This window comes from Candidatus Kurthia intestinigallinarum (assembly GCF_003991225.1).
Lineage (GTDB): Bacteria > Bacillota > Bacilli > Bacillales_A > Planococcaceae > Kurthia > Kurthia populi.
In genome coordinates this window covers 94,147-107,044 of sequence record NZ_JTFC01000042.1, presented here as the reverse complement: position 1 = coordinate 107,044, position 12,898 = coordinate 94,147, and the positions used below count along the sequence as shown (strand labels likewise).

The window sequence follows — 12,898 nt, the reverse complement described above, 5'->3', positions numbered from 1 at the left end:
CAATACATTACGTAAAAAACTTCCTAGCATTGCTACTAGAAAGTTTTCATTTCTTCATCAGAGAACGTCATTTTTAAAGGCTCTATTTTATGTGCAATAAGCCAACCTGCCGCATTACGCACCGCAATTTTCACACTTTCACCATAAACATTGTTATGATTACGATCTTTAATCAATGCATGTATTAGCTTGCGTTGATGACTTTGAAAGCGCTCATTCTCCTCTGATTTTTGTACAGCATCATAGTAAAGCTTCGTCTGAGAATCAAATGAATTAAAATATTGAACATTTTTAGTATCCATTATTTTACTTAATCCTTCTGTTGTTTTTTGCAATATAAAATGTGCCAATACATACGCTGAAGGCGCATAATAAGCATATTTTTGTAGAAAATCTGTGACTGCTGGATGATTGTACATAATTTCCATCAAATAATAATTTGCTGGATAAACAAATGATTTTTCCCAATTTCGAACACTGACTAAACGCTCACTATTTAACTGCGCCCATATCGAAAGTTTCGCTGTTTCATAATCATCTGTCATCGTTGACCAAGCAGGAGACGCTGGTAACGCATCCTCTAGCAATGCTTTCTCTTCCAGAAAGACAGTGAATTGCGCTTGATCAATTAAAAACAAACAATTTTTTTGTATAATTTGATTGTTCATTTGATTGCTTTACTCCCTTATCACATATCGAAAACACATTAATTTTAGAAAAATTCAAATACTTTATTAAGAATACCATACCATTATAGTGTTTTCTATTACTTTATAAACTTTTTATTTTTTTGTTTACATTTATTTAAATAAAATATATATTGTTTATTATAAAACAAACGAAAGGTGTTTTTGTTTATGAAAAATATTGAAAAGGTGTCTTTACACCTTGGTTATAAAACGGATAATGAGCAACTCCATTGTTTATATTGTGATTTGACCTTATCTGTTCATGAAATTTTTTCAATAGACAGTCGTTTTTTTGATGCTACGTATAAAATGCAACAACATATAAACGAAGTACATGGCGGCAATTTTGAAATGCTTTTACAACGCCCTAAAAAAGACATCGGTCTCTCAGATATTCAGGTGGAAATGCTACGCTATTTTTATGAGGGCTTAAGTGATGAGGAAATTGTCGAAAAGTCCGATACCATTTCAAGTGTCTCAACTGTCCGACAACATCGTTTTAAAATGCGCGAGCGTGAGCGCCAAGCACATTATTATTTAGCCTTAATGGAACTATTAAAAACACCACATCCATATTCGGTACATGAGGGGGCAAAGCAAGTGGATGAACGTTATGCCATAACAAATGATGAGCGCCAAAAGATTTTAAGTAACTATTTTAAAGAAGGTTTAGATGGTGCTATCGAGACCATTCCGAGTAAAGAAAAGCGCAAAATTGTCATACTACAGCATATTATCACACGATTTGAAGCAAAAAAATCGTATACAGAGGCACAGGTCAATGCCATTTTGAAAGGCGTTCATGAAGATTACGTTTCGCTACGCCGCTATTTAATTGAATATGGCTTTATGACGCGTAGTGATGACGGTTCACATTATGAACTGACAGCTCATTCGTAGCCAAACAAAAAACCAGGTGCTATTAAAAGACACCTGGTTTTTTCAAGATAATTTATTGTTGAACGAGTCGCACAAGTAATGTCGAAAGTGTTGTTTTTTCTTCATCTGATTGTGTAACTTTCCATAGCTCTTGCAGTAAATTTTGCTCACTATTTTGCGGATCTTCATTTTTAGCTAGATGTTCTGCGACGAATTTAGCACCTTTTGCTAACGTTTCTTCGCTCAATCCAAGTTTTTCACCACGTAATACTTGCTTACCTAAATAAGATTTGAAATCTTCAAAATCATCTAAGATTTTTTGCTTCTGTTCGGGAGTTAAATTATTTAACTTTTTATCTACTTGGTTTAAATTTTCATCCATTGCTAGAACCTCCTTGAAATAGTTTGTACTAGTACATGTATTAGGATGCCCTTTATTTCTCTAATTAAACATTATAATTTGAAAAATCGCTTTGTATTCTCAGCTACTGTTTCAAAAAAACCCGTTTCCTCTACTTGCATAATATCCGCAATTTCACGGCCGATATGCGGTAAATACATTGGTTCATTCGTACGTGATTTGGGCTTCGGTTTCAAATTTTTTGGAATTAAATACGGTGCATCTGTCTCAATCATGAGACGGTCTAGTGGCATATATTGTAGTGCATCACGTAATTCCGTACCGCGTTTTGGATCACATACCCAGCCCGTCACACCTATATGAAAGCCTAAATCTAAATAATTTTTAAGTTGCTCCTTATCACCCGTGAAGCAGTGTACAACTGCACGTTCAATAAGCGCTGGATGCTGCTTCATGACATCGATAAATTCGCGATGTGCTGCACGTTCATGTAAAAAAATCGGTAAATCATTTTCTTCAGCTAAAGAAAGCTGTGTCTCAAATACGCGGTATTGGTCCACCGGGTCTGAATAGTTGCGATCAAAATCAAGGCCACATTCTCCAACCGCAATCACTTGTGGGTCCTTATAAAGCGCACGTAAACGCTCCGCAGACGTATTATCAAATGTTTTCGCATCATGTGGGTGCACACCAGCTGTTGAAAACAATACATGCTCATGCTTCTTCGCCATCGCTAATGCACGCTCACTACCTTCTACACTACCACCTGTTAAAATCATTTGTTTGACCCCCGCTTCTAGTGCGCGTGTCAGTACATCACGTTCTTTTCCTAAAAATTGATCTTCCGTTAAATTTAAGCCAATATCAATCATGTTGTCAGTCCTTTTCGTTAAACAATATCCTTATCATACGATGTTATATGCCGTTATACAATGATATTGTTTCCTACAAATCTTCCAGTTCATTCGCCTGCTCTGTTGTTAATTTGTAGTTATCAATTATTTGCTGCTTCGTGCCAAGTAACGTCACTTCACGCAGGCCCTGCTGTTCAAATGCTATTTCCATAAATAACCCTGGCATAAAAGAATCCCCGTATTTTAACACACGGTACAGGCGATAGCCTTTTTCAAAGCCGATAAAATTCTCACTCAGCACAAAGCTTTCGGTCGTCATCATTTCCTCTTCTAAAAATAAATCGACAAAGTCCGGTGTCTCAATCGGATAGCCCCGATACATCCGTGGATAGCGCTCGGTAAACTCTAAATGCTGCTCCTCGCAAAATTCTTTACTATAATAGGCGACATCCACCATATCCGGATATTTTTCGATGTCCTCCCACACGACATCTGCCATTGTAAACGGCTCCTGCTCTATATGATACTCTTTTTTTAAGGTGTCATAATGCTCGTCAAAATAGCTCTCCCTCGTTTGATGCATTTTATAAAATAAACGAATTTCCTCGCTGGCAATAAAGATTGCTACCGGTCCGAGTGTAGGATCTGGAAATACCCACACCTCTGCAGGAAAGGTTTCTGCTAAATAATCACTATCGAGAATCCAGATGCCATTTTCCTGAATTGCAAATAAGCGCTCGTCTTCACATCGCTCAATCACTTGCTCAGTCGTTAACTTTAAAGCTTTCGCTGCCTCGGTTACACTGATTCTCATCGTTACTAGCCCCTTTCGCTAAAAATAGTTGTAGTAGTATTATTCTCGTATTTGAAGGACTTAAAACCGAAGGCCTAAAAGCAGCCAATTAACCTAGATAATTTACAACAAAAATGTGTACCTTCTAAGCTATGATGTCTACTGGCAAAACGCACTTTCCCAAAAAGCGTCAAAAAATTATTTGAACTTATTGTTAATTATCATCATACTATGGAATAGAAAGGGGATTTTTTCGATATATGATTGAATTACTGATTGTTCTTATTATTGGCCTTGCTTCTCTTGTGGCCATATTTTATTTTTTAAAAACAGAGAAAATCGTCTATCTCGTTGCGTTTGTGGCAATTGCCTTAGTACCGATTCTATCTATGACTTACGTGCCACAATGGACAGCAAAAACCACAACAGCTGACAAAATTACTGCGACGACGATTTATTCAGCAGCTCATGTCAACGCACCTAATGATCAATTTTTAGCGAAGCCGTCTATTTTTTATTTTACGAACCAAAAAATCACCGACACCAAAACGCTTAAACAGGTGAACGAGGCTGTAGCAAATGCGACAACAACAAGCGCCCCATCACGTAGCGAGGCCTGGATGGACTTCATTATGATGAATGACAAAAAAGAGCAAAAACGCTATCAGCTATTATTAGCGGAGCCTCATGCCGTATTATACGATGTCGACAAAAAACACTATTATGATTTTGCGAATACAGCACAAGAACAGCAATTATATGATATTTTCTTCCCGCAAACACCCAATCTATTTTTTGTCGCCTTATTTGTCTTAATTCTTTTAAATGCTGGTGTATCCGCATGGTTACGTCATCGTCTAGATATTCCAAAACGCACACTCCTGAAAACGCCACTTTGGTCAATCGTCATTCTCGTTGTGGGAGCCATTATCTTTTTAGCGTATATTTCGGCTGCGACAATGTTTAATGCAGCAATTTTCCTTTGCCTGATTACGCTTCACATCGCCGTTTATATTTGGTATGAGCATCGCTATCATAAGCTCAGTATGCATTACTTTTACGCGATTATTATGTATTGTGGCTTTTATTTATTTGCCGTTATTGTGATGGCTAAAAATATTTTATAACAAAAGAAGAAGGACCCTAATAGGATCCCTCCTCTTTTTTACGTTGTTTTAACTTGAATGACCTTGCCGCCACATATCATTCGCACTTGTTTACGTGCCTCTGCCATCGTGCGTGCCTGTACTTCGGTCGTTTGACGCTTTCCATCCTGTTCATATTCAATCGTAAATCGCTTCGTTCCACAGCGCATAACGCCTCACCTCATATGCGATTGTAACACAGATGAAACAGCAACGCGCACTACAAGTTCTAGCCTTTCGCCCGTAATTTTTCTGTTTTCATATCATTTTCCACGAATTCGCAACATTTTGTTGTAATACAGCGTTTCTTTTATACGTTGTCTATTGTAAAATAGATACATTCGAATTATGTGATAATTCAAATAGTTTATGTAAAAATTCGGATATTATGGATGAGAGCACCTTTTCTCATCATCATTGGAGGGCAATTTATGAAACTTACAGCACAAGAAATCGAAATTGTTGAAATCTTAGAAAAAGACGCTCGTATGGATTTAGCGAATGTAGCTAAAATGGTCGGGTATACATTAGAAGAAACTGAAGCTGCTGTCAAAAAATTAGAAGATCAAAAAATTATTGTACGCTATTTATCCCTTGTTGACTGGACAAAAATTGAAGAGCACCCAGGTGTACGCGCAATGATCGATGTCAAAGTAACACCAAAACAAGGTGTTGGCTTTGATGATATTGCAGAGCGCATTTACCGCTTCGACAAAGTGCAATCTGTCTACTTGATGTCAGGTGCCTACGATTTATCCGTTATCGTTGAAGGCAAATCAATGAATGAGGTCGCAAACTTCGTGTCACAAAAATTATCAACACTTGATTCCGTCATCTCAACAACAACGCATTTCATTTTAAAGAAATACAAGCACGATGGCACAGTTTTAGAGGCTGGCAATCAAGATAAACGAATCGTGGTGTCTCCATAATGATTACATCTAGAAAAAGCTATGTTTCCAAAATGGTGAGCGAGCTGAAGCCATCTGGTATTCGTAAATTTTTCGACTTAGCAGCAGGAATGGAGGGTGTTATTTCACTTGGTGTTGGTGAGCCCGATTTTGTGACACCATGGCATGTACGTGAAGAAGCCATCCGATCACTCGAACAAGGATTCACTGCCTATACGCCAAATGCGGGACTTCTTGAACTACGTCAAGAAATTGCACAGTATATGTATAATGAATTTGATGTTACATACGATCCAGAACATGAAGTCATCGTAACCGTTGGCGCAAGCTCTGCCATCGATATTGCGATGCGCACGATTTTAGATCCGGGTGATGAAGTAATTGTTGTTGAGCCTTGCTTCGTATCCTATGTACCGACTGTCGAGCTTGCAGGCGGGACTGCGGTGACGGTACAGGCTTTACAGGAAAATGACTTCAAAATTTTACCGGAGCAATTAGAAGCGGTGACAACTGAACGTACAAAAGCGATTATGATTTGTTCACCAAATAACCCGACCGGTACGATGCTATCAAAAGCTGATTTAGAAGGCATTGCCACATATGCCATCAAGCATGACTTACTCGTGATTTCGGATGAAATTTATGCGGAGCTTGCTTATGACGAAAACTATACGAGCTTTGCGGCAATCAATGATATGCGCGAGCGTACGATTTTAATCAATGGCTTCTCAAAAGGCTTTGCGATGACTGGCTGGCGCTTAGGCTTTGTTTGTGCACCACAGGAAATTTCAGAGGCAATGCTAAAAGTATTCCAATATCAATTAATGTGTGCATCGACTATGGCACAGTATGCGGCCATTGAAGCTCTACGTAACGGTCGCCCCGAAGTCGACATGATGGTCAAAAGCTACCGTCGTCGTCGTAACTTTATCGTCGAATCCTTTAATGAAATGGGCCTTAGCTGTCATAATCCTGGCGGTGCATTCTATGCCTTCCCGTCAATTAAATCAACAGGACTTAGCTCGCAGGAGTTTGCTGAGCAGTTATTACAACAGGAAAAAGTAGCCGTTGTACCTGGTGATGTATTCGGAGAAAGTGGCGAGGGACATATTCGCTGCTCATATGCTTCATCACTTGAAAATCTACAAGAAGCGGTAACACGTATTAAACGCTTCGTCGAATCATTAGAAAAATAATGCATGAAAGAGACTGTGACAAAATACGTCATGTTCCTTTTTTAGCGTTCGCAACGAAAAACCGGAACCGCGCCACAGCGCGATTCCGGTTTTTTTATGCTTATAGGAGCAGTTGTTTTTTTACACGTATGTCTCAGCCTCTTTGTGTTGCGATTAATTTTTGTTCGCTTAAAAACTGCTCCCACGCGGTGAGATAGCCTTTTTTATTGTCCGCTGTCACTTGATACGTAATCGTGAAACGGTAAAATTCCTCTGCCACAAGCGAAGACAATTTAAAATCATATAATACGTCATAGACCTTTACATTGTACTCAAACGACTGAAAGGGTTTTTCAAAATTTATTGATTGATTATAGTCATCGCGGTTTTCATATAGCCAAAGCATTGCTACATATAGAAATTGATTTTTACAGCGTAGCATATGCGTTTCATCCGTTAGTAGCGCACGTGAAATGACGTGCTCCGCCACTAAATCCTCTACGTATTGTGCTGCTAATGCATCCTCGCCCTTAAAAATAGAGGCAAGTGCGAGCACTGTATCTGACTGTGCGCCACTAGACACTTCTTCTAGCGCCTTTTTCACGGCATAATCTAGTGGAATATACGCACTTTTCAAACCAAAATAAAGCCTATCCCAGTCTAGTGTAATATGCTCCATTAAAAATTCGTACGACATCGCTAAGGATAGCGGATTTTCTGGCATGACGAATAATTCATCTGAAAATAATAATTGTTCATTTGTCATACGATATAATTCCAATCTTCCCCTGCACCGCAGTCTCCCTCGGGATCTACACCCTCATAGGCACCTACATATAGCACCTTATCGCCTCGAATAACCCACTGCATACCATGCTCCTCTTCCCAACTACAATCTAATTCTAAATCAATAATCGGTACACTACGATCTGCTGGCTGTGTAATTTGCATACCACGTGGTGTGATTTCTTTTAATACATCGCGCGGCGTTGCAAAAATTTGTGGCTCCTCATCAATCTCTTCTAAAAACTCATTGCAATAACGAATAGCTGCCTCACAAATTTGTGTAATCTGTTCTTCGCTCAGTGTATTGAAATGCGCCACACACAGTTCTGCATAGGCAATATCCTCTTCGCTTTCAAAATGAATTTCAATCTCTTTTTCAAATAAATTGATATACGCATCTGCTTCGAATTCACCATCATAGTCTCTAATATTTTTAATCATTCTATGTATCCCCTTTGGTTTATTTTGAAATAAACAATCACAACTAACTGATTACCTCAGATAGCGTGTTTTAGATACGACTTAATTTTAAATATGCGTCATTTCTAAGAAAATAGCGCTATAAAAATCGTATTTATTTGCCTACATTCTATTTTATCAAAAATAAATAGTAAATGTTTGGCGATAATTACTAACTTTTGTCCATTCAAGCAATTAAAAACGGGCGAAAAACACCCCATAGAGGACGATTTTCGACCCATTTTATGCGATTTCGGGCATTTATAAGCCCCCCTTTCTTCGCTGTCAGTGCTTTATAATGGCGCATTTTCGTGGGCGTTAAATAAATGACATCATTTTTGTTTCCATCTTGATTTTCGAGCACAAAAGCACCCGGCAGAGCACCAAAACAGCCTCGTTTTAGCTCTTTATCGGTTAAAATCCGTATTTTGCATTACTTAAAAATAATGATCATTTGATAAAAAATCGTAAATAAAAATTTTCATTGACAGCTTTTTACACGTTATTTAGTAATTGCTTATTTTTTCGTATGAAAATAGCTGGATTTTGGCACTTATTTTTAATTATGTTGTAGTCAAAACCCGCTTCCTGAGCGCCTAAACGATTTCATATGAGTCATTTTTCTGTTCATCGTCAGTTAACACAGCGTCTTTGTAAAACATACGATACGATTGGCCTCAGTAAAACCTAGCTTTTTATGCATTCTAATGCTGGCATCATTTGATAACTCACAATCACTCGCAAACTCGCGACATTTTTTATCCTTAGCCCAAAGCTCACAGCTCTTCACGAGTTCATTCGCGATGCCTTTCATGCGGTACGCTTGCTTAACATATAGTCCCTCTAAATAACCAACAGGAGATGAATCGGTGCCCTCCACATACTCATGACGCAGCTGACACTGAGCAAAGCCAACTGCATAATCTTGATCTAGCGCGAGTAAAATCAATGCCTCGTCATCCTCAATCCATGTTTTAAATTCCTTTGTAAATGCTGCTAAATCATTGTTTGGCCATAGTAGTAAAGCAAGCTCGGCGACCCGCATGGCCTCATTTTTTTCTGCTTGACGAATCATTTTACTTCCTCCCTCGTTTGGATATACTACCTGTTTCCCCTATATGAAAAAGGCAACCATGTTTTCGTTAAAATTAAGTTGGGGTATAGAAAGATTAGACCTATTTGAAGAACATGAGGTGAGCAACGGTGGGACAAACATTAATCGTATCAACAGAATCTTTTTCTCCCTACAAAACCATTGCCGCTGCACTAGAAGTAGCGGTAGATGGCGATACCATCGACATTACAGGACAATTTCAAGAACCAGTAACTATTGCGAAAAACATCCGTGTCCGCGGACAAGCAACTATTTTTAAACAACCGATTCGCGTACAGGCCAATGTGCGCTTTGAAAATATACATTTCCATTCCACTGTGACAGTCGAACAAGGCACGCCGTATTTTGCAAATTGTACGTTTGAACCTACTGCAGCTAACGCTCTTGACATTTTTGCACCTACGACATTTTTGCAATGTCAAATCCGTGGTGGGGACTACGGTATTTTTACGAAGGCGCAAACGATCATTCAAAGTACGACCATTCATGGTGCGACCATTGGGCTTTATAGTCAGCATGCAGCTGTCACAGTTGAACATAGCACGATTTTAGACTGTAAAAAGCTTGGCATTTCAACAATTGATGGTGAGCTATTAGTGCATCACTCGAAAGTATTACGCTCCGCCGAATCGAACATTAAAGTAGACGGCACCAAAACCACATTATCTGATAGCATCTCGAAAAATAGTCAGGATGGTGCCGGCCTATGGGCACTAAATCAAAGTGTGATTAGCATTACACGAAGCGAATTATCCAATAATGCCAAGCCAAATATTAGCATCGCGCATAGTCAACTTTTTATTGAACAGACACAGCTACTAAATTCCAATCAATGTGGCATTTGGATGAAAGATCAATCGAAGGCTCAGGTGCTTGATTGTACGATTGGGCATAATATTTATGCCAATATCGAGCTTGCTGATTCCATGATTAATTTACAGGATTGTCGCATTGACCATTCCGCATCAGATGGGCTATATATTTCCAAGCGTTCGATTGCGCATGTGACAGGCTGTGATTTCAATGATAATGCAGGCTCAAATGTATGCTTTATTAATAGTGATGGCAGTATCATTGATTGTACATTGCATGATTCCGCTAAAAATGGGCTATGGATATCAGATAATAGTAAAGTAACGCTCAAGCAGTCAAAACTATTCCGTAATAAATACCCGGCAGTCGGTGTGGAGACGAGCGAAATTGAAATGGAGACATGCGATTTGTTTGATAGCTTACAAAGCGGTGTGTGGTTAAAGGACCGCGCAATAGCGAATATCCACGATTGTCAGTTCAATAATCAGGAGGCTTCGCATTTAATTGTGGAAAAAAGTAGTCGCCTAACGATGACGCGCTGTACGCTAACAAAGGCCAATCAAAATGGTGTGTGGGCACGTGAGCAAGCCACAATCGAGATGGATGATTGTAAAGTTTCCGAATGTCGTTATCCTGGTGTTGGCGGTAGTCAATCAACGCTACATATCAAAAATTCAACGATTGAACGTAATACTGAACATGGTGTGTGGCTAAAGGAAGGCAGTGTTGCAACGATTGATAATTGTGATATTGCGCTCAATGGCTATAGCAATATTTCACTCGATGATAGCGATTTGACGCTCGCAAATAGCCGTTTAAGCGATGCGAAAGAATACGGCGTCATCTTAAAGGAAAATAGCAATAGTATTTTACAACATACGACAATTCGGACGAGTGGCTATGACAATATTTATGTAGCGAGCATGGCAGCACTACAAATGACCGGCAGTATTTTAGAATATGCGGAGCGTAATGGTCTCTACATTCACTCAAATGCGAGTGCAACGGTGACAGATAGCCGCTTCGAGCATAATAAGCAGTATGGGGTATACGAAAAAAAAGACGCCACAGCGGTGCAACTCATTACGCCAGATTACGCTGGCAATACGCGCGGTAACTATTTAAAAGAAAGTGAAACGGTTGCCTCTACAGGCCCTGTACGCTTTAAAATTAGCACCCCAAAAACACAGGAAATTAGTGCTTTAAAAGAGTTAGATGCATTAGTGGGCTTACCAAAAATCAAAAAATCGCTCCATGATCTTGTACGTATTTCGCAGTTTAATGCCGAAGTGGCAGAGCTTGGCTTTGATGACCCGATTCAAACAATTGCAAGTCACACGGTATTATATGGTAACCCCGGGACAGGGAAAACAACTTTTGCCCATATTTTAGCCAAGCTGTATAAGGAGCTTGGCTTACTCGAAAAAGGGCATGTTGTGCAAGTAAATCGCGAGCAATTAGTTGGTCCTTATATCGGGCAAACGGCACCAAAAACGCAGGAGAAAATCGATGAGGCGATGGGTGGTATTTTATTCATTGATGAAGCCTACGCGCTATCAAACCGTCATAGCTCAAAGGATTTTGGTTCTGAAGCAATTGAAGTGCTATTGGAAGCAATGGAAAAACATCGCGGGGAATTTGTCGTTATTGCGGCGGGTTATCCTGAAGAAATGCAGCATTTTTTAAAAAGCAATCCAGGCTTTGAAAGTCGTTTTACACAGTTTTTCCATTTTGAAGATTATACACCGGAAGAAATGGTACAGATTGCTGATAATATGCTAACGCAGCAAAAACGAACGCTTGATGCGCGTGCAAAAGAGGCGCTACTAAAGGAATTTATTCGCTTATGGCGTAAAAAAGATAGCTATTTTGCCAATGCTCGGACTGTTCGTAATGATGTCGCAAAAATGGTGACTGCTCAAAAGCTACGTTGTATGGACATCGATCGTACATTATGGACGAAGGAGCTGCTCTCAACGATTACGATTGATGATGTAAAAACCGTTGTGGCAAGCCCGCAAAAGCGCGATTTCACCGTTCCTATTCAAGAGGACATGCTACAAGAGGCACTCGATGAATTATACACACTCGTTGGGCTAGACAATGTGAAGCAATCCGTTACTAAGCTAATTGAGCTGACACGTTACTACCGTGATGAGCACAAAGGTGTCGAGCATTTAACGACGAATTTTGTATTAACAGGACATCCTGGCACTGGGAAAACAGTCGTCGCACGCATTATCGCGAAAATTTATGAGGCACTCGGTATTGTGGAACGTGGTGAATTAGTTGAAGTAACACGTGATATGCTCGTCGGGCCACATGTCGGTGATATCGAGCGCTTCACGCAACATTATATTCAGCGAGCGCGCCATGGTGTGTTATTTATTGATGAAGCCTATCAGCTCGCTCAATATGGCAATGAAGACGTCGGCAAGCGCGTCGTCGATACATTACTAAACTATTTAGAGCAATACCGCGATGAAATGGTCGTTATTATCGCCGGTTACCCCGAAAAAATGACCCAATTTATTAATCAAAATGAAGGGTTACAGCGCCGCTTCCGTGATTGGCTAAACTTCCCTGATTACACACCGGAACAGTTGCTAACTATTGCGACGCAAATGGCACAGCAATCTGGCTATCATTATTCCGAGCAGGCTTTACGCGCGCTCTCATTTTATTTAATGAATGCGTATGAATACCGCGATGAAACATTTGGCAATGCGGGCCTTGTACGTAATATCGTCCAAAAAGCGATTCAAAATACCGATTACCGCTTTGCGAAACAAGCAGATCCACTAGTCGATAAAACACTGATTACCGAAGATGATTTAATGCTTTGGGAATCAAAAGAATAATAATGTATTAAAAAAAGTAGGTATCGCTCATTGCGCTACCTACTTTTTATTTATATAG

General features: G+C 39.5%; 13 protein-coding genes. 5 read left to right on the top strand and 8 right to left on the bottom strand.

Going from position 1 to position 12,898, the window contains the following annotated elements; translation table 11 throughout:
- Window positions 1–35: 35 nt before the first annotated feature.
- Window positions 36–668: a hypothetical protein gene (locus QI30_RS17015; protein ID WP_126991776.1), complete on the bottom strand. Its 633-nt coding sequence runs from the start codon at window positions 666–668 to the stop codon at window positions 36–38.
- 189 nt (window positions 669–857) lie between these two features.
- Here QI30_RS17015 and QI30_RS17010 point away from each other — a divergent pair, with 189 nt between their 5' ends.
- Window positions 858–1,589: a DUF2087 domain-containing protein gene (locus tag QI30_RS17010; protein ID WP_233600623.1), complete on the top strand. Its 732-nt coding sequence runs from the start codon at window positions 858–860 to the stop codon at window positions 1,587–1,589.
- Window positions 1,590–1,641: 52 nt separating this feature from the next.
- Here the strand turns inward: QI30_RS17010 and QI30_RS17005 are convergent, their stop codons facing one another.
- The 3 genes from QI30_RS17005 to QI30_RS16995 all read right to left on the bottom strand — a co-directional run bounded on the left by QI30_RS17005 (window position 1,642) and on the right by QI30_RS16995 (window position 3,597).
- Window positions 1,642–1,950: a DUF3243 family protein gene (locus tag QI30_RS17005; RefSeq protein ID WP_126991774.1), complete on the bottom strand. Its 309-nt coding sequence runs from the start codon at window positions 1,948–1,950 to the stop codon at window positions 1,642–1,644.
- Window positions 1,951–2,021: 71 nt separating this feature from the next.
- Window positions 2,022–2,801, bottom strand: a complete 780-nt coding sequence (locus tag QI30_RS17000) for a TatD family hydrolase (RefSeq protein ID WP_126991773.1) — start codon at window positions 2,799–2,801, stop codon at window positions 2,022–2,024.
- A 73-nt stretch (window positions 2,802–2,874) separates the two neighbouring features.
- A complete protein-coding gene (locus QI30_RS16995) occupies window positions 2,875–3,597 on the bottom strand; it encodes a hypothetical protein (RefSeq protein WP_126991772.1) in 723 nt (240 codons plus the stop codon).
- Between the two features lie 239 nt (window positions 3,598–3,836).
- On the opposite strand from QI30_RS16995, the gene QI30_RS16990 reads away from it, so the two are divergent.
- Window positions 3,837–4,703, top strand: coding sequence for a hypothetical protein (locus tag QI30_RS16990; protein ID WP_126991771.1), 867 nt, complete (start codon window positions 3,837–3,839; stop codon window positions 4,701–4,703).
- A 38-nt stretch (window positions 4,704–4,741) separates the two neighbouring features.
- Here QI30_RS16990 and QI30_RS20850 read toward each other — a convergent pair whose 3' ends face one another.
- Window positions 4,742–4,891 carry a hypothetical protein gene (locus tag QI30_RS20850; RefSeq protein ID WP_199754713.1) on the bottom strand — a complete coding sequence of 50 codons (150 nt, stop codon included), beginning with the start codon at window positions 4,889–4,891 and terminating at the stop codon, window positions 4,742–4,744.
- Between the two features lie 261 nt (window positions 4,892–5,152).
- On the opposite strand from QI30_RS20850, the gene QI30_RS16985 reads away from it, so the two are divergent.
- Both QI30_RS16985 and QI30_RS16980 read left to right on the top strand, forming a co-directional pair.
- Entirely contained in the window at window positions 5,153–5,653 is a 501-nt protein-coding gene (locus QI30_RS16985) for an Lrp/AsnC family transcriptional regulator (protein WP_126991770.1), read from the top strand.
- Window positions 5,653–6,828 carry an aminotransferase gene (locus QI30_RS16980; protein ID WP_186439541.1) on the top strand — a complete coding sequence of 392 codons (1,176 nt, stop codon included), beginning with the start codon at window positions 5,653–5,655 and terminating at the stop codon, window positions 6,826–6,828. The genes QI30_RS16985 and QI30_RS16980 overlap by 1 nt, the downstream gene beginning before the upstream one ends.
- A gap of 133 nt (window positions 6,829–6,961) precedes the next feature.
- Here the strand turns inward: QI30_RS16980 and QI30_RS16975 are convergent, their stop codons facing one another.
- From QI30_RS16975 to aac(6'), 3 genes are all read right to left on the bottom strand, one after another.
- Window positions 6,962–7,573 carry a DUF2247 family protein gene (locus QI30_RS16975; RefSeq protein ID WP_126991769.1) on the bottom strand — a complete coding sequence of 204 codons (612 nt, stop codon included), beginning with the start codon at window positions 7,571–7,573 and terminating at the stop codon, window positions 6,962–6,964.
- On the bottom strand, window positions 7,570–8,034 hold the full coding sequence (locus QI30_RS16970; RefSeq protein ID WP_126991768.1) for a DUF6985 domain-containing protein: 465 nt from the start codon (window positions 8,032–8,034) through the stop codon (window positions 7,570–7,572). The genes QI30_RS16975 and QI30_RS16970 overlap by 4 nt, the downstream gene beginning before the upstream one ends.
- A 655-nt stretch (window positions 8,035–8,689) precedes the next feature.
- The gene (gene aac(6') / locus QI30_RS16965) at window positions 8,690–9,127 is read right to left on the bottom strand and encodes an aminoglycoside 6'-N-acetyltransferase (protein ID WP_126991767.1); all 438 of its coding nucleotides are present in this window, start codon (window positions 9,125–9,127) and stop codon (window positions 8,690–8,692) included.
- Between the two features lie 128 nt (window positions 9,128–9,255).
- Here aac(6') and QI30_RS16960 point away from each other — a divergent pair, with 128 nt between their 5' ends.
- On the top strand, window positions 9,256–12,840 hold the full coding sequence (locus QI30_RS16960) for a right-handed parallel beta-helix repeat-containing protein (protein ID WP_126991766.1): 3,585 nt from the start codon (window positions 9,256–9,258) through the stop codon (window positions 12,838–12,840).
- The last annotated feature ends 58 nt before the right edge of the window (window positions 12,841–12,898 follow it).